Origin of the sequence: Gordonia sp. GONU (assembly GCF_024733855.1) — a bacterium.
Lineage (GTDB): Bacteria > Actinomycetota > Actinomycetes > Mycobacteriales > Mycobacteriaceae > Gordonia > Gordonia amicalis.
The window spans coordinates 102,534-119,586 of sequence record NZ_JANRHB010000013.1; the positions used below are offsets into that span (position 1 = coordinate 102,534).

16 protein-coding genes and 1 riboswitch are annotated in these 17,053 nt (G+C 66.5%); of the genes, 8 read left to right on the forward strand and 8 right to left on the reverse strand.

Translation table 11 applies throughout. The features are described from left to right. Positions 1-3 precede the first annotated feature (3 nt). On the reverse strand, positions 4-1,110 hold the full coding sequence (locus NWF34_RS14070) for an LLM class flavin-dependent oxidoreductase (RefSeq protein ID WP_258325329.1): 1,107 nt from the start codon (positions 1,108-1,110) through the stop codon (positions 4-6). Between the two features lie 242 nt (positions 1,111-1,352). Here NWF34_RS14070 and NWF34_RS14075 point away from each other — a divergent pair, with 242 nt between their 5' ends. The 4 genes from NWF34_RS14075 (at position 1,353) to NWF34_RS14090 (ending at position 4,819) form a co-directional block, all read left to right on the forward strand. Continuing rightward, the gene (locus NWF34_RS14075; RefSeq protein WP_258325330.1) at positions 1,353-1,688 is read left to right on the forward strand and encodes a Zn-ribbon domain-containing OB-fold protein; all 336 of its coding nucleotides are present in this window, start codon (positions 1,353-1,355) and stop codon (positions 1,686-1,688) included. Further along, positions 1,685-2,815 (forward strand): thiolase family protein, encoded by a 1,131-nt coding sequence (locus NWF34_RS14080; RefSeq protein ID WP_258325331.1) that lies wholly within the window; start codon positions 1,685-1,687, stop codon positions 2,813-2,815. Before NWF34_RS14075 ends, NWF34_RS14080 begins: the two co-directional genes overlap by 4 nt. Next, entirely contained in the window at positions 2,812-4,077 is a 1,266-nt protein-coding gene (locus NWF34_RS14085; protein WP_258325332.1) for a cytochrome P450, read from the forward strand. The genes NWF34_RS14080 and NWF34_RS14085 overlap by 4 nt, the downstream gene beginning before the upstream one ends. A gap of 64 nt (positions 4,078-4,141) precedes the next feature. Next, complete coding sequence (locus NWF34_RS14090; RefSeq protein WP_258325333.1) at positions 4,142-4,819, forward strand: TetR/AcrR family transcriptional regulator; 678 nt, start codon at positions 4,142-4,144, stop codon at positions 4,817-4,819. Here the strand turns inward: NWF34_RS14090 and NWF34_RS14095 are convergent. Genes NWF34_RS14095 through NWF34_RS14105 form a run of 3 tightly spaced genes read right to left on the reverse strand, consistent with a single transcriptional unit; the run spans position 4,779 to position 7,811 of the window. Next, a complete protein-coding gene (locus NWF34_RS14095; protein WP_258325334.1) occupies positions 4,779-5,843 on the reverse strand; it encodes a YhjD/YihY/BrkB family envelope integrity protein in 1,065 nt (354 codons plus the stop codon). The two genes, NWF34_RS14090 and NWF34_RS14095, sit on opposite strands and share 41 nt — an antisense overlap. Positions 5,844-5,891: 48 nt before the next feature. Beyond that, a complete protein-coding gene (gene trpS, locus NWF34_RS14100) occupies positions 5,892-6,926 on the reverse strand; it encodes a tryptophan--tRNA ligase (RefSeq protein ID WP_024497199.1) in 1,035 nt (344 codons plus the stop codon). Between the two features lie 48 nt (positions 6,927-6,974). Beyond that, positions 6,975-7,811, reverse strand: coding sequence for an exodeoxyribonuclease III (locus NWF34_RS14105; protein WP_258325335.1), 837 nt, complete (start codon positions 7,809-7,811; stop codon positions 6,975-6,977). A 185-nt stretch (positions 7,812-7,996) separates the two neighbouring features. On the opposite strand from NWF34_RS14105, the gene NWF34_RS14110 reads away from it, so the two are divergent. Both NWF34_RS14110 and bfr read left to right on the forward strand, forming a co-directional pair. Then, a complete protein-coding gene (locus tag NWF34_RS14110) occupies positions 7,997-8,179 on the forward strand; it encodes a bacterioferritin-associated ferredoxin (protein ID WP_024497197.1) in 183 nt (60 codons plus the stop codon). Positions 8,180-8,284: 105 nt separating this feature from the next. Next, positions 8,285-8,770 (forward strand): bacterioferritin, encoded by a 486-nt coding sequence (gene bfr, locus NWF34_RS14115; RefSeq protein ID WP_258325336.1) that lies wholly within the window; start codon positions 8,285-8,287, stop codon positions 8,768-8,770. Between the two features lie 15 nt (positions 8,771-8,785). On the opposite strand, the gene NWF34_RS14120 is transcribed toward bfr, so the two are convergent. Together NWF34_RS14120 and NWF34_RS14125 are read right to left on the reverse strand one after the other, a co-directional pair. After that, positions 8,786-10,060 (reverse strand): MFS transporter, encoded by a 1,275-nt coding sequence (locus NWF34_RS14120; protein WP_258325337.1) that lies wholly within the window; start codon positions 10,058-10,060, stop codon positions 8,786-8,788. Positions 10,061-10,186: 126 nt separating this feature from the next. Continuing rightward, entirely contained in the window at positions 10,187-11,989 is a 1,803-nt protein-coding gene (locus tag NWF34_RS14125) for a PE-PPE domain-containing protein (RefSeq protein WP_258325338.1), read from the reverse strand. A 264-nt stretch (positions 11,990-12,253) separates the two neighbouring features. Beyond that, positions 12,254-12,375, forward strand: a riboswitch (SAM riboswitch). A 62-nt stretch (positions 12,376-12,437) separates the two neighbouring features. Between NWF34_RS14125 and NWF34_RS14130 the strand changes: the two genes are divergently transcribed. Together NWF34_RS14130 and NWF34_RS14135 are read left to right on the forward strand one after the other, a co-directional pair. Continuing rightward, the gene (locus NWF34_RS14130; protein ID WP_006434493.1) at positions 12,438-13,760 is read left to right on the forward strand and encodes a bifunctional o-acetylhomoserine/o-acetylserine sulfhydrylase; all 1,323 of its coding nucleotides are present in this window, start codon (positions 12,438-12,440) and stop codon (positions 13,758-13,760) included. 16 nt (positions 13,761-13,776) lie between these two features. Then, positions 13,777-14,931, forward strand: coding sequence for a homoserine O-acetyltransferase (locus tag NWF34_RS14135; RefSeq protein WP_258325339.1), 1,155 nt, complete (start codon positions 13,777-13,779; stop codon positions 14,929-14,931). A gap of 22 nt (positions 14,932-14,953) precedes the next feature. Here the strand turns inward: NWF34_RS14135 and NWF34_RS14140 are convergent, their stop codons facing one another. Both NWF34_RS14140 and NWF34_RS14145 read right to left on the reverse strand, forming a co-directional pair. Further along, entirely contained in the window at positions 14,954-16,441 is a 1,488-nt protein-coding gene (locus NWF34_RS14140; RefSeq protein ID WP_258325340.1) for a hypothetical protein, read from the reverse strand. 164 nt (positions 16,442-16,605) lie between these two features. Then, positions 16,606-16,899, reverse strand: coding sequence for a DUF3017 domain-containing protein (locus NWF34_RS14145; protein WP_006434490.1), 294 nt, complete (start codon positions 16,897-16,899; stop codon positions 16,606-16,608). Positions 16,900-17,053 lie beyond the last annotated feature (154 nt).

Genomic DNA, 17,053 nt, shown 5'->3' on the forward strand with positions numbered 1-17,053 from the left:
GACTCAGACCCCCAGTGCGACGCGCGCGAGCTTGTTGCGGCGAGCCATGTTCTCGCGGGGGGTGAACTGCGGTGTGACGTACCGCGCAAAGAGCTCGAGCGAGCGATTCCACTTGTCGGTGGTGACCCAGTCGCGGCTGTTGATCAGGAATGTCCCGAACCCACCGGTGACCTCTTCAAGCTCGCGGATCTGGCGTGTGCAGTCCTCGGGACTGCCGATGATCCACGGGATCTCCTCGACCATCCACTCGAAGGTGAGCTCAGCGTCGTCCATCCCCTCGCCCTTCTTCATCAGCGCACCGAGACCCAGGCCCAGCAGGTACTCATAGGACCGATGCACCCCGGCACGAATCTCCTTCATCGCTTGATCCTTGCTGTCGGACACGTAGACCTCGCGGGTGATTCGCCAATTCTGGCGCGCGACGTCGGGGTCGAGGCCGTTTTCCTCCGCCGCCGAGGTCAGCGCCGCCGCGTGCGCCGCGAGGTCGGGGGCATTCGGATATCCGTTGTTGTCACTCGGCGCGAAGTACACGCTGAGAGCCTTCCAGCCTTTGGCACCGCACCGGGCGTAGTTGTGCGTTCCGGTCAGGCCGGCTATGGCGAACGGCGGGACCTCCTGATACGGACCGACCTGCAGCTGACGATTCTCGTACTTCCAGTACACGCCTTCGTAGCTGACCGGTTCGTCGGAGGTGAGAAGCTGCCAGATGATCTCGAGAGCCTCGGAGGTACGGGGAGCTGCTTCGGAACGTTCGAGCTGGAACAGAGCCTGGTCGGTGGGCAACCCGCCGCCGCCGAACCCGTACTCCAACCGACCATGGGTCAGGTGATCGAGGAATGCCAGACGTTCGGCGACCTGGAACGGATCCTGGTAAGGGAGGTTCACCACGCCAGTACCGAGTCGGATTCTGCTGGTGAGAGCCGAGGCCTTCGCCAGCAACAGTTCGGGCATCGGAACGTTCTCATAGCCGCCGGTATGGTGCTCGCCGATCCAGAACTCGCTGAAGCCCAGCTTCTCCGCGAGAACGATCTCATCGATGTCCCGGTCGTAGGACAACGACCAGTTCTCGATGGGCGGATGTTCTGGCATCGCGAACAGACCAAACCTCATGTGTGACCTCCCTGTATGGCTGAGCCCGATCGTTGACCAGACACATATTGGTTTATTGCCGAGCCAATAGTGATCTGACTCACTACCGCCTGTCAAGTGTTGCGCGGATAACTCTTGCCTATCAGCACATTTCAGCAGAGTCGTAAGAGTTCGCACGGTTGATAACCAACCTAGAGTCTGTTTATCTTGTGACTGTGAACACAACCGATCAACCCCGCCCGGGCGTCGATCCACGCCCTGCCGTGGAGCGCGACGCCGCCGGCACCTTCACCGTCGTCGGTTCACGGTGCACGCGCTGCAAGCGAGCGATCGCCTACCAGTGGCCACGTTGCCCTGGCTGTGCGGGCGAGGTGCACCCGGAAACCTTCTGCGGCACAGGGGTGGTGTGGAGTCAGACCACCATCAACATCGCGATCGGCGATCACGTGCCGCCGTACACGGTTGCCTATGTCGACCTCGACAACGGTCCACGAGTGCTGGCCCATGTCGCCGGGAGCGCCGTGAACATCGGCACGCGGGTGCGCCTCGTCGATCTCTCCGCCGACGGCGACCCACGGATCGAGGCGATGCGCTCATGAACCGGGTCGCTGTACACGGCGTCGGCATGTCCCTGTTCGGAAGACAACCCGAACGTGATCTGCTGTCCCTGGCGGGCGAGGCAGTGGCGGACGCATTCGCTGAAGCCGACTCCGACTCCGTCGACGCGGTGTGGGTCGGGACAGTATTTGGGGCACCCGGTGTCGCCCAGCGGGTCCTCCGTGGCCTGGGCATCACCGAGGTCCCGATCATCACCGTCGAGAACGCCTGTGCGAGTGGAACAACGGCGTTCATCGAAGCGCACGAGGCAATCCGGACCGGCCGATTCGGGCGCGTCCTCGCCTTGGGTGTTGAGCAGATGAGTACCGCATTCTCCGGTCCGATCGTGCCCGAACTCACCGATCCCGAAGGCCTCAGCGGGCTGGCCCTGCCGGCGCTCTACGCGATGAGCGCGGCCCGCTACCTCCACGAGGGAGCCGTGACGAGAGAGCAACTGGCGGCGGTCTCGGTCAAGAATCGCAAGCACGCGCAAGGCAATCCGCGAGCGCCGTTCCGCGATCGACTCACCGTCGAAGAGGTTCTCGCGTCCCGGATGATCGCCGATCCGCTCACCCTCCTGCAGTGCTGCCCGACCAGCGACGGTGCCGCCGCGGCGATCCTCGCACCGGCCACCGGCGCTGCCGGCGAGGTCACCGTCCGCGCGACGGCGCTGCGAAGCGGACGCGTATGGGACCAGACTTCGCCGAACGTCTGGGGGCACGACATCGTTCGCGACGCCACCGCGGACGTGCTCGACTCCGCCGCTGTCGAATCCATCTTCGACATCGACGTCTTCGAGGTCCATGACGCATTCACCATCGGTGAGATCGTGACGACCGAGGCCTTGGGGATCGCCGCCCCCGGCGAAGGTGGCGCCGCGGTTGTGGCGGGGAGGACAGCGCTCGGCGGCGACATGCCGGTCAATCCCTCAGGCGGGTTGTTGTCCCGCGGACATCCGCTGGGTGCGACCGGCTTGGCGCAGATCGCGGAGATCACGTGGCAACTCCGCGGGCAGGCCGGCAGCAGACAGGTCGAATCGGCGCGACTGGGCCTGATCGAAACGATGGGTGGAGGTGTGTCCGTACTGGACGGAAACGCCTGTGCCATGACAATTTTGGAGGCTTTATGAGCACGTCGGGAACCGAGGTGGCGAACGTCGACCTGCTCGATCCAACCGCGCTGGCCGATCCGTACCCGATCTTCGCATCGCTGCGTGCGCACGACCCGGTCCACTGGAACACCCGGTACAGGTCGTGGTTCATCACGGCGTTCGCCGACGTCACCGATGCGCTCAAGGATCCGCGGTTCACCTCGAACCGCATTACTCCCTATCGCGAGAACGTTTTGAGCCGGCCCGGGACCGACCCGTTGTTGCGCGAGGCATTTGGAGTCCTAGACGACTGGATGGTGTTCAAGGATCCGCCCGACCACACCCGGCTGCGCCGGCTCTTGAGCCGCGCGTTCACACCGCGGTCGGTATCGAGGATGCGGCCGGCGATCGAGACCATCGCCACTGAGCTACTCGATCGGGCGGTCGCTCACGGCGACAGCCGGATCGATCTCATCAGCGACTACGCCTATCCGCTCACCGCCTCGGTGATCGCCGAGATGCTGGGCGTGCCCCGCCAGGATCGTGGCCGTTTCAAGGACTGGTCCGACCAGATCAGTGGACTCGTCTTCGGCAGCCTCGGCGACGAGGACCGCCACCGGCGGGGCGCACAGGGAATGAAAGAACTCACCACATATCTTGGGGAACTGGTCGCCGACCACGAGAAGTCTCCGTCCGACGATCTGATCTCGATGCTGATCGCGGCCAGGGAGAATGACGACTCGCTCAGCCACGACGAGGTCATCGCCACGGGTGTGCTGTTGTTGTTCGCCGGCCACGAGACCACTACGAACCTCATCGGTAACGGGATTCTGGCCCTGCTGAAGCATCCCGAACAGCTTGGTGCGGTCGATCCCTCCGACCCGGCACGAGTCAATGGACTCGTCGACGAACTGCTCAGATATGACGGACCGGCCAAGAGCGTGGTGCGACTTGTCACCGAGGACATGGTGTGGCGCGACAAGCAGATGCGTGCCGGCGAACGGGTCTTCCTGTTCTTGTCCAGCGCCAACCGCGACCCGGTGGCGTTCGAGAACCCGGACACCTTCGACGTCTCGCGCCGTCCGGGACGCCAACTCGGTTTCAGCGCGGGACTGCACTATTGTCTCGGTGCACCGCTGGCCAGGCTGGAAACCTCCATCGCAGTGCCGGCCGCCATCAACCGGCTCATCGACTTGGCGCTCGATCCCGACGACCCTGTCTCCTGGGCGCCGACTCTCCTGACACGCGGGATGACGCGGTGCCCCGCGCGCTACGCCCTAACATCAGGTTCAACCCAGTAGTCCCGCTAGCCGTACGATCACCGGACAGCGAAGCGGCACCGCCCGATTCGGAACAGGAGGAACGATGGCCCGTCCGAGTCGGTGGACAGACGTCGTCGAAGCGGCCGGCGAAGAGTTCCGAAGCCGCGGCTACGACAGCGCAACCCTGGAGGACATCGCCGCACGTGTGGGAATCCTCAAGGGCAGCATCTACAACTACGTCCAGAGCAAAGAGGAGCTGTTACTCGCGGTTGTGGAACGTCCGGCCGAGGTCCTGCTCGCCGACCTCGAACAGCTGCGCAACGATGACCAGCAGTCAGCAACCGTCCGGCTGCAGGCGCTCTTCCGAATTCAGGTACGCGTGTTCAGCGACCACTACCCCGCAGCGTTCGTATACCTCCGAAACATCGGACGCACCGACCTCTCCGACAAGTTCGGGAAGTTCACCGAGATGGATGCGAGATACATGAGCATCCTCGAGGATCTGATCGCCGACGGAGTCGCGCGCGGCGAGTTCAATCCCCCGGTCGGTCCGAGAATCGCGGCCCTGTCATTGGTCGGCATCCTGAACTGGATGCAGCACTGGTTCACGCCCCAGGGCGACGATGCCAACCGTCGCCTCGCTGACGATCTGTTCGCCATGGCGCTCGGCGGCCTCACCTCCGGAGGAAGTCTCGCCCGAATCCTGGCCGGCACTCACGACGCGAAACCCTCGCCATCGGTCAGCGGGCGCGACCAGACAACCACCCGATCAGCACGCTGATACCCGCGCCGACCCCCGCCGCGGCCGCCAGCGCCGCCGGACGCGGCGTCGGACTCACCTCGACCGTCGGCGAGATGACCACCGGCCGATGCAGTTCCGCGTCGGGGTCCTCCTCGACCTGGAACTCCTCGTTCGCCGGGTCGGTCGCACACCAGGCGGCGGCGTAGAGCACGATGCGCGACGCGAGGTACGCGAACACCATGACACCGAGGATCGGGCCGAATGCCACACCCGCGGGGCTGCTCAGCACCGACTGGAGGTAGAGCCCGCCGACCGTCTTGACGATCTCGAACGCGACCGCGGTGATCAGTCCGGCTTTCAGGGTGTTGCGGAATGGCAACTGCACCAGGGGAAGCCGTGCCATGATGAACGTGAACAAGGCCCAGGTGGCGAGGATCGAGACCACGGTCGACACCACCCGCACGAGGATCGGCGCCCACGACGCGTCGTCGAGGCCCACCCACCCCAGCACGGTCTTGGTGAGACCCGAATTGCCCAGGGCGGTCACGGCCATCGTCACCGCGAAGGCGACACCCAGTCCGGCGAAGGTCACCAGATCCCACACCTTCGACATGACCGCGTTGCGTTGCACTCGGCCACCCCACATCTCGGTCATTCCGGTACGGACCCCGGAGATCCAGCCGATGCCGGTGAACGCCGCGCCGAGCAGGCCGACCACACCCACCGTGGTACGGGAGTCGATGGCCGAGGTGATGATGTCGGAGACCTGATCGCCGAGTTGCCCCGGCATCTTCTCCACGACCGCGTCCTGGATCTCCTGCAGCACCTCCGGCTGTTGGGCCAGCACGAAGCCGGCGACCGCGAACGCCACCATGATGATCGGGACGAGCGCGAGGATGCCGTTGAAGCTGATGCTCGCCGCGTAGAGATTTCCGCGGCGGTCGTTGTAGCGGTCCACCGTCCGCACGAGGTGGTCGAGCCAGGTCCAGCGCTCACGCCGGTCCTCGTAGATCGACTTCGCACGGGTGACGAGCGACTTCCCCGAATCGACCACCGAACTCACCGCACGCCTCCTCGTCGAATCGCCGAGGAGGTCGAACTCAGGACTGTGTCAGCGCCTCGGCGACAGGAATCCCACCTTGTCATAGACCGACTCGAGGGTCGCCGAGGCCACCGACCGAGCGCGTTCGGCGCCACGAGCGAGAATCGCGTCGAGCTGTGCGGGATCGTCCATGTACTCGGAGACGCGGCCACGCAGCGGCGTGACGAACTCGGTGAGGACGTCGGCGGTCTCGACCTTGAGGTCGCCGTACCCCTTGCCCTGGTACTTGTCGACGAGGACGTCCACCGGAGTGCCACTCAACGCCGACTGGATGGTGAGCAGGTTGCTCACACCCGGCTTGTTCTCGGGGTCGAACCGGATCTCGGTCTCCGTGTCGGTCACCGCCGAACGGATCTTCTTCGCAGACTTCTTCGGCTCGTCGAGCAGATTGATGAGGCCCTTGTCGGACTCCGCCGACTTGCTCATCTTGGCGGTCGGGTTCTGGAGGTCGTAGATCTTCGCGAACTCCTTGACGATGTACGCCTGCGGAACCTTGAGGACCTTGCCGAACCGCGAGTTGAAACGCTGCGCCAGATCGCGCGTGAGCTCGAGGTGCTGACGCTGGTCCTCGCCCACCGGCACCTGATCCACCTGGAAGGCGAGGATGTCCGCCGCCATCAGGATCGGATAGGTGAACAGCCCGACACCCGCCGCGTCCACGCCCTGCTTGGCCGATTTGTCCTTGAACTGTGTCATCCGGCTCGCCTCACCGAAACCGGTGATGCACGACAGCACCCAGGTCAGCTCGGCGATCTCCGGGATGTGCGACTGGACGTAGATCGTGGAGCGCTCGGGATCCACGCCGACGGCCAGCAACTGAGCGACCGACAGACGCGTGCGATCGGCGAGGGTCTTCGGATCGAACGACGCCGTGATCGCATGCATGTCCGGAATGAAGTAGTACGCCTCGAAGTCGTCCTGCAGGGCCACCCACTGGCGGACCGCACCCAGGTAGTTGCCGAGGTGGAAGGAATCGCTGGTCGGCTGGATTCCCGACAGCACGCGCGGTCGGGCGGCACCGGATGCGGAGGCGTCAGAACTCATTGCTCCATTTTCGCAGACCCACAAAGCCCTTTGACGCGGGTGCCCGCCTCACTCGTAGACGACGGTGACCGGTGCATGATCCGACCACCGCAGGTCGTACGCGGCCGCCCGGTCGACGGTGGTCTTGACCGCCCGCTCGGCGAGGGAGCGGTTGGCCAGCTGATAGTCGATCCGCCAGCCGGAGTCATTGTCGAAGGCCTTGCCACGCCACGACCACCACGAGTACGGGCCGCTCTCACCGGGATGGAGCTCACGGGAGACGTCACGCCAGCCGGCCTCGAGGAGCCCGCCCACCCACGCGCGTTCATGCGGCAGGAAGCCAGGGCTCTTGAGATTGCCCTTCCAGTTCTTGATGTCGGCCTCGGCATGGGCGATGTTCCAGTCGCCACCGACGACGACGTGCCGGCGACGACGGACGAGCCGACCGAGATGGTCGCCGAACTCGTCGAGAAACCGCGCCTTCTCCTCGAATTTGGCGATGTCCTTCTCTGCGTCGGTGAGCGCCGCACCCTTGGGCAGGTACAGACTGGCCGCGGTCACCGGTCCGAGATCGGTGTCGAGGTCGACCTCGAGATAGCGACCGAGTTCGTCGAACTCGGCGCTCCCGAAACCGATCCGGACGGCGTCCGGCGCCCGACGGGTGAGAACGCCGACACCGGCATGCCCCTTGACCGCCGACTCACTCATCGTGAGATGCCAGCCCGCCTGAAGCGCGGGAGCCAGGGCGTCCCGGGCGAGGTCCTCGCTCGCGCGTACCTCCTGCAACAGCACGACGTCGAGCGACGAGTCCTCCAACCAGGGCAGGAAGCCGCGGTTGGTCTCGGAACGATGTTTGACCGCCGCGCGGATTCCGTTGACGTTGACCGTGGAAATGGAGAGTGGCACGAGGCCACATAGTACGGATTCGGTCCGACAGGCCCGAGCCGCGCCGCACACCTCCCGAGACGGGTCTCCGGGTCTCCGGGTCTCCGGGTCTCCGATTGAGACGAAATAGAGGTAAGGCAACCCTTGTGCTCACGGGGGAGAATATGTAAGCATTACCTAATCCAGGCACTACGTTAGGTCCGAAGATGTTCGTTTGCATATGCCGCGCCGTCACCGTCGACGAAGTACATGAGCACTGCGATGCCGGTGCCTACACCGTCGACGACATCAGTGATCGGTGTGGCGCGGGCGAGGGCTGCGGAACCTGCCTGGAGAAGCTCGACAGCATCCTGAGCGAAAGGCTGGCAACGGCGACGAACGCCGCATGATCTGACATTCGACAACTCCTAAACAACCTCGCGCGACAACGCGCGCGGGGCGTTTTGTCGTGTTAACTTCGTCACGAGACGATCGGCTAACGGGAGGCTGTCAACATGCGTGGCGACGACGAGGTCATTGCACTACTCAACGAACAGCTCACAAGTGAGTTGACCGCGATCAACCAGTACTTCCTCCACTCGAAGATGCAGGCGAGCTGGGGTCTGACCGAGGTCGCTGCGAAGACCCGCGCGGAGTCCATCGAGGAGATGACCCATGCGGAGCTCCTCACCGATCGCATCCTCTTCCTCGACGCACTGCCCAACTACCAGCGACTGCTGCCGCTCCGAATCGGGCAGTCCATCCGGGAACAGTTCGAGTCGGACATGGCCGTCGAGGTCGAGGTCGTCGAGCGACTCCGCCCGGGCATCGCCATGTGCCGCGAGAAGGGCGACATCACGAGCGCGAACCTCCTCGAGAAGATCCTCGCCGACGAGGAGGAGCACATCGACTACCTCGAGACGCAACTCGAGCTGATCAACAAGCTCGGCGAACCGCTCTACCTGTCGAAGACCATCGCGACGCCCCCGACCAACGGCTGACCGGGCGCCGACCACTCAGACCGCGGCGGGTCGCCGTCGAACTGTCGTGATCGCGACGACCGCGACGGCGATTCCGCCGACGGCGAGCACCGCGCCGATCGCCGACGGCGACAGGAACCCCCACCCGGCCGAGACCACCACGCCGCCGAGGAACGCACCCGCGGCGTTGGCGACGTTGAGCGCCGAATGATTGAGGGCGGCGGCCAGCGTCTGCGCGTCGGCAGCGACGTCCATCAGCCGCGTCTGGAGAGCCGGCAGCATCGTCGATCCGGTCAGCGCCACGAAGTAGGTGAGAATCAGTGCCGCCCAGGCATTCTCGGCGAGCACCGCGAAGGCGGCGAGAGTCACCGCGCTGGTGAACAGGCCGGCCAGGATGGCGACGGACACACTCCGATCGGCCGCGTAGCCGCCGACGAAGTTCCCGGTCACCATGCCCAGTCCGTACAGCATCAGGGCAAAGGGCACGACGGAGACCGACAGTCCCGTCACCGACGTCAGGGCCGAGTTGAGATAGGTGTAGAACGCGAACATCCCGCCGAACCCGACGACGCCGATCACCAGGGTGAACCACACCTGCGTTCGTCTGAGTGCCCCGAGTTCGGTCAGCGGGTCGGTGATCGTCATGCCGGACAGGGTCGGCAACACACGGACCAGCGCCACGACGGTCGCGATGCCGATGACGACGACGATCGCGAATGCGGTGCGCCACCCGAACGTCTCCCCCAGCCAGGCCGCCGCGGGCACGCCCACGACGTTCGCCACCGAGAGACCGAGCATCACCTGCCCGACCGCCTTGGCCCGATTCCGCGGACCGGCGAGGTGAGCGGCGACCAGCGCCGCGACGCCGAAGTACGCACCATGCGGAAGACCGGCGACGAACCGCGCCACGAGTAGAAGTCCGTACGACGGCGCGAGCACGGTCGCGAGGTTGCCGATCGTGAACGCCACCATCAACGCGATCAGGAGCACCCGCCGCGACATGCGCGCCGTGAGCGCCGCGATCAGCGGAGCACCCACGACGACGCCGAGCGCGTAGGCGGAGATGACGTGGCCGGCGGTCGGCTCGGAGACGCCGAGGGAACCGGCGATGTTCGGGAGCAGACCCATCGCGACGAACTCTGTGGTCCCGATACCGAAACCGCCCAGCGCGAGCGCCAGGATCGTCAACCGGCGGGCACGACTCGAGATCGTCGACGAGGGACGCTCCCGCACCTTCGACGATGCGTCGTCGAGCACGTTCGGAACGAGGTCGTCCGGCGCACCGGTGGTCGTCGTGGGAGCGTCAGGCACGCCTCATGCCAACCGGCCCATGGAGACCACAATTCCCCCGGACCCGGTGAGTTGCTTCACAGGGGCCGACGACCCCGGCCCGTCTGCCCGATCGCTGGGTGATCGTTTTCGCGGAGGCTGCCGGGACTACTCGGAGCCCGAGTCCCCGCTCGACGAACTGTCCGATCCGCCATCGCTGTTGCCGGCACCGCTGCTCGAATCCGACCCGCCGCTGCCGGAACTGCCCGAGTCCGAGCCGTCCGGGTTCGAGGTCCCGGAGTCGGCGCTGCCGGAGCCGCCGTCGGGATCGGAGCCCGGGGTCCCGGCGTCCGACGACGGAGCGTCGGAGGAATCGGTCTCCGACCGCGTCACGCCCGGATCACCGCCACTGGTGGACGGGTCGGTGCCGTCGCCACCGCCGGCCGGGCTGTTGTCGGGTTCGGCGGCCGACGCAGGCGCCGAGGTGTCCGTATCCGCCGAAGAGTCGACTCCGGACGGACTACTCGCCACCTCGGTGGCGGCCGGGATGCCGGAACCGCCGTCGGTCGCCGGGACCTCCGGTCCGCTGATCTCGGGATCGTCGTCGACGGCGGCGAAGGTTCGGGCGAGAGTCACCGGCACCTCGGAGTCGTCGTCGGCGCGCACGGTGAAGGTGTTCGGCTGCGACGTGACGGTCGGTCCGACGATCGCGCCCGCCCAGTACCGCACGGCGTTCACCGGCAGCAGCACGATGCTGCGAACGCTGGCGGCCAGCGCGGTCACACCGCGCATGAGTCGCGCCGGGGACAGGCTGACGATGCCCTGCAGGATGTCCTCGAAGACGAAGAGGTCGGGAAGGTAGGCGCCGTAACCGAGCTGCGGCAGCGGCGGGAGGACACCCTGAACCAGGCGGACGACGGGCTGCAGGTTCGCCAGGGTGATCCCGAGCGGGAGGCCGACCGTCGGACGGCCGGACAGGAAGTCGCCGATCTCGCCGGTGTAACCGAGGTCGGATGCCCAGCCCTGGACCAGCTCGGCGAATGCGGACTTGGCCCCGACCATGCAGACCGTCCCCGCGTCGTTGCATGAGACCGGTCGCGTCGCCCACTGGGACGCGGGGTCCCGGTACATCGCGTACGGGTAGAGGAAGTGCTTGACCTGGTAACCGAGGAGCCCGTCGATCGCACCGATCGGGTCGTAGATGGGATCGGGCAGGTCACAGATGGGGTCGCCCTCGATACAGACCGACACCACCCGACCCTCGAGCTCACCGAAACCGGCGTCGGTCCCGGTCGTCCCGCGCGGACCGGACATCGTCAGACCCGGGATCACGCCGATCAGGGACAGTTCGATGCCGCGTCCGGTCTTGTCGCCGGCCTGCCGCGGGTCGGAGTACAACTCGCCGCTGATCCCGTCCGGGTCGATGACGACGGTGATCGGATTGCCGTCCTCGTCGAGGAGTGGGTCGCCGTTCTCGTCGGTCGCCACGACCTCGACCGGACCCGAGCCGATGTCGGCCAGGACATCACCCGCGACCCGGGCGCCCTGCGAGTACCCGGCGACGACGACCGGCTTACCCGAACACCGGGTCTGGTAGCCGGCGATCGCCGATCTGGTCGCCGCGTTTCCCTGCGCCACGCTCGAGTCGTACCCCGTGGCGCCCAGCGGCCAGAGCGTCGTCGGATAGTCGGCGTAGATGATCGTGTATCCGTTGTCGCCCGCATACTCGGAGTCCGGGTCCGGATTCCCGTCCGGCCCGAGCCCTCGGTACCGCTGCGTGACCCCGACCAGGTGTTGCCCCTCCGGGTCGTTGGTGCCGGCGGCGATCACGACCGCGCCCGCTCCGCAGGAATCGGATGCCTCCGCGAGGGCGTCACCGGGAAGACACAGGGCGACGGCCACCGCGAGACCGGTTGCAGAGGCGACGAGGACGGAGATCCGTCGAGAGCGGAGGTGCGCAAGCGCAGCCATCAGGTGTTCTCCTCGGTGAACCCGGACCATGCCAGTGCGGAAGCCCGCCGGGGTTGCCCGAACCCTAAGGCGACGACGAAGAACCTGACATGATGCTGAGAAGCGCTAACGACGCTGTACTGGGGATTCACCGTGCCGTTTGACCGATTTCAACCGGTCGGACCACACGCTCAGTACACGGTTCGGAGGCAGTGTGAGGGGTTCGATTCGGCGTGACCGGGAGGGTTCTCAGTCACTCACATCCGTGTTATATCCTTGTCGCCAGGTCATGAGTATCAGCGCCAAGCCCCGGCTTGCTGATCGGCAACCCTCCAACCGCGGTGGGGTGCTCCGGGTGATGACCGGGTTGTGGGATCGCAGAAGCGAAGCCCCGGCAAGCGCGGGTCCGAAGGTCGGACCCCAACAGGGTCGAATTGGCCCTGCCGACCGTAGAAAGTGATCAATCGTCATGTCTGATGCCAACGAGGGCACGAATCCAGCCGACAACTGGAGCTTCGAAACCAAGCAGATCCACGCCGGCCAGACCGCCGACGCGGCCACGAATGCCCGGGCTCTGCCGATCTACCAGACCACCTCCTACGTCTTCAACGACACGCAGCACGCGGCGAACCTCTTCGGTCTCGCGGAGCCGGGCAACATCTACACCCGCATCATGAACCCGACCCAGGACGCGGTCGAGCAGCGCATCGCCGCCCTCGAGGGCGGCGTCGCCGCTCTGCTCGTGGCCTCCGGGCAGGCTGCGGAGACCTACTCGATCCTCAACATCGTCGAGACCGGCGGTCACGTGGTGTCCAGCCCGCGCCTGTACGGCGGCACCTACAACCTGTTCCACTACACCCTGCCGAAGCTCGGCGTCGAGGTGAGCTTCGTCGAGGATCCCGAGGATCCGGCGTCGTGGCAGGCCGCCGTCCGCGAGAACACCCGCGCGTTCTTCGGTGAGTCGATCTCCAACCCCAACAACGAGATCCTCGACATCAAGGGTGTCTCCGAGGTCGCACACCGCAACGGCGTGCCGCTGATCATCGACAACACCGTCGCCACCCCGTACCTGATCAACCCGCTGGCCCACGGCGCCGACGTCGTCGTCCACTCGGCCACCAAGTACATCGGCGGACACGGCACCGCGATCGGCGGCGTGATCGTCGACGGCGGCACCTTCGACTGGCGTGTGCAGCGCGACGGTAAGGACCTGTTCCCCGGCTTCACCACCCCGGACCCCAGCTACCACGGTGCGGTCTTCGCCGACCTCGGTGCGCCGGCCTACGCACTCAAGGCCCGCGTCCAGTGGCTGCGCGACACCGGTGCCGCCATCGCCCCGTTCAACGCCTTCCTGCTCGCTCAGGGCCTCGAGACCCTGAGCCTGCGCATCGAGCGTCACGTCGCCAACGCGCAGAAGGTCGCGAAGTTCCTCGAGGGTCATGCGCAGGTCGAGTCCGTCGCCTACGCCGGCCTCGAGTCCTCGCCCTGGTACCAGCGCGGCCAGGAACTCGCCCCCAAGGGACAGGGTGCGATCATCTCCTTCGAGATCGCCGGCGGTGTGGACGCGGGCAAGAAGTTCGTGGACGCGCTGACCCTGCACAGCCACGTGGCCAACATCGGCGACGTCCGCTCGCTGGTCATCCATCCGGCCTCGACCACCCACAGCCAGCTGACCCCCGAGGAGCAGCTCGCCGCGGGTGTCACCCCGGGACTTGTTCGCCTGGCCGTGGGCATCGAGGGAATCGACGACATCCTGGCGGACCTCGAACAGGGCTTCGCAGCCGCCAAGTGAGACAGGTGAGGCAATTTTGTCGGTGAGTATCGACCTGAACGCGCAAGCGTCTGATCAGCCCGACTGGGAATCGGTCCCGGACGGGAAGCTCGTCGGCATGAGCATCGGCTCGCTGCCTCTCGACAGCGGCGAACGGATCGACAACGTCACCCTGGCGTTCCAGCGCTGGGGGACGTTGTCGCCGTCCCGCGACAACGTGATCCTCACCCTGCACGCGCTCACCGGCGACTCCCACGTCACCGGTCCCGCCGACAACGAGCACGAGACGCCCGGCTGGTGGGACGGCCTCATCGGTCCGGGCATGGCCATCGACACCGACGAATGGTGCGTCATCTCGGCCAACGTCCTCGGCGGCTGCAAGGGATCGACGGGTCCCGGGTCACTCGCCTCCGACGGTCGGCCGTGGGGTTCGCGATTCCCACAGATCACCGTCCTCGACCAGGTCCGCGCCGAGGTCGCTCTCCTCGACCGTCTCGGAATCCGCAGCGTCGGAGCAGTTCTCGGCGGATCGATGGGCGGAGCCCGTGCACTCGAGTGGGCGATCGAATACCCCGAGCGCGTCCGCAGCGCACTGGTGCTGGCCGTCGGCGCCCGTGCCACCGCCGACCAGATCGGCATCCAGACCACCCAGATCGCCGCCATCAAGTCCGACCCGGCCTGGAACGGCGGGAACTATCACGGCACCGGACAGGTACCGCTGACCGGGATGGGCATCGCCCGTCAGATCGCGCACCTGTCGTACCGCAGTGAGCCCGAGCTCGACGAGCGCTTCGCCAACGAGCCGCAGGGCGACGAGCAGCCGCTGCTCGGCGGCCGGTACGCCGTGCAGAGCTACCTCGAGCACCAGGCGTCGAAACTCATGCAGCGCTTCGACCCGAGCAGCTACGTCGTGCTCACCGAGGTCCTGAACCACCACGACGTCGGCCGCAACCGCGGCGGCATCAAGAAGGCGCTCAACGAGTGCACGGTCCCCGTCATCGTCGGCGGGATCGACTCGGATCGTTTGTATCCCTTGCGGTTACAGGCCGAGCTCGCCGAAGAGCTGGGCAACTGCGTCGGCGGTCTGCAGGTCGTGCGATCCGACACCGGGCACGACGGCTTTCTCACCGAATTCGACGCCATCAGCGACCTGCTCAAGCGCACGGTCGAACTGGCCCGCCGCGACGCCTGAGCCGGTCCCCGTTCTTCGGCGCTCAGCGCGGGACGGGTACCGGGCTGCTCGACGACGGAGCGGCAGGTGCTTCCGCCCGCGGCGTGGCCGAGTGAGCGGGCGGAGGAGGAGTCGGCGCCGGACTCGACGGCAGTAGCTCCTTCGGCAACAGATCCGGTGGGATGCGCGGCGTCGTGCCCGGAGCGAACGGCAGCGTCGGCCACGGATACGGCGACAATGTACGCGTGCTCGTACCGGTCGACGGCGGGGTCGGCGCCAACTCTGTGGTGGCCCAGCCCGGAGCGTCCCGGTCCGGTGTCGGAACCGGTTGCTGGGGCACGGTCGGCTGCTCGAAGGTCTGCTCGACGGGCTGCTCGACGGGCTGGTCGGGGACGCGCGTCACCGGAGCCGACGTCGTGGGGACCGGATCGGATCGCTGCTCGCTCGTCGTTGCGACCGCCGGGACACTGTCGACCGACGGCGACGGCTCGGTGACCTGTCGTTCGGCGAACGAGGAGCTGACCGCGTACACGGTGATCAGTGCCGCGGCGATGATCGCTCCCGCGACCGCGAGCGGCATGGCCGAGAGCCACTCACGCTGCCGACGACCACCGATGAAGGCGAGTCGCGCGGTGCTCGGACCACTCTCACCGGCGAGGAGCGCCGCACCCGTCGCCGCCACCAGTTCCGGGGCGGACGGGCACACCGTGTCGAAGTCATGCCCCTGGGTGATCTTCCGGACCGCGGGCAGATTGGCGAGACCACCGACGAAGACCACTGCGTCCGGATTGATGCCTCGCGCGGCCACGTCGGCCACATAGCGGTCGAACACCTCGCGTGCCTCACGCACCATCGGTTCGACGGCGCCCGCGACATGGGATTCGGTCAGCGACACCCGTCCCGAACCGCCCGGAAGCGTCACCGACGAACCCTCGGTGCCATCGGATCCCGCAACGCCGTAGGCGATCTCTTCCTTCGCGGTCCGGCAGGCGCTGAGCAACTCGCTGCGCCCGGCACGGGTGCGCGACGAATCTCCGAGAGCCGGGTTGTCGGCGGTGAGACCTTCGGCTATGGCGCGGTCGAGACGCCGGCCGCTGATGACGGTCGAGCGTTCGACGGCGGTGATCTGCCGGTTCTGCGGGTCGACGGTGTACATGGTCATCCCGGTGTCACCGCAGTCCACGACCACGGCCGCGGAGAAGCGATCGATCTCGCCGGTGTCGGCGAGGTAGGCGACCACGGCCTCGTCCTCGGCGACGAGACGGATCTGGCGGCGGGGGCCGCTCCCCCGTGATCGCAGATGGCGTCGTTGGGCTGTGGTCCGGGCCGCGACGCCGATCGGGCCGACGCGTGCGTCGGCCTCGCGGGCTGCGCTGAGCATGACGTCGATACCGGCGTTCACGCGCCCCGGGCCGTCGAGCCCGTCGGTCGGGTCGACGTCGATCACGCGCGAATCCACCACACTGCGGCCCAGATCGTCACGCGTCAGCAAGACGTAGTGGATCATGCCGGCGCCTGCCGACACGCCCATCGACGTCACTTGGTTCACGTGGCCATCGGTCGGTGTTGCAGTGATACGTACTCCAGCGGTCGGTGCGTCTGCCCAGCGTCGTACTCAGTGCTGTCGGGCAGAGAGATTTGCCTGGTCAGGCGCGACCACTGCGTCTCAAGGTCACGCTCAGGTCTCTATTGTAATCAATCCGTTCCCAACGAGTCGATCGACGTGGCGAGCCAGAGCATCACACCACCGACCGTTGCCATCACCGAGACGTCGAACAGTTTCCCTCTGACCTGCAACAATCCGGCCTGCGACGAAGGGATGAACGCCCGGAGCAACGCACCGACGAGAAGCGCCGCGCCGAACACGAAAGATCCGCGTCGCCATCGGTCGAACATCACGAACAGCGCGGCCACGAGCACGCCGAGCATCACCAGCAGATATGGGATCTGAACGAGGACCGCACGCACCCCGTGCACCTGCTCGGGCACGGGTTCGGCTCCGTGAGCTCCGTCACCCGGAGGTCGCGGTTTCGGCCGGTTCGGATCCGTCGAGGGCGGATCCGAACCGGCCGGGCCGACGTGCGGCTCGTCCGGGCTCACGCCGTGCCGCCGCCCTCGACCCCGGCGACGGCCTCGGCCGCGG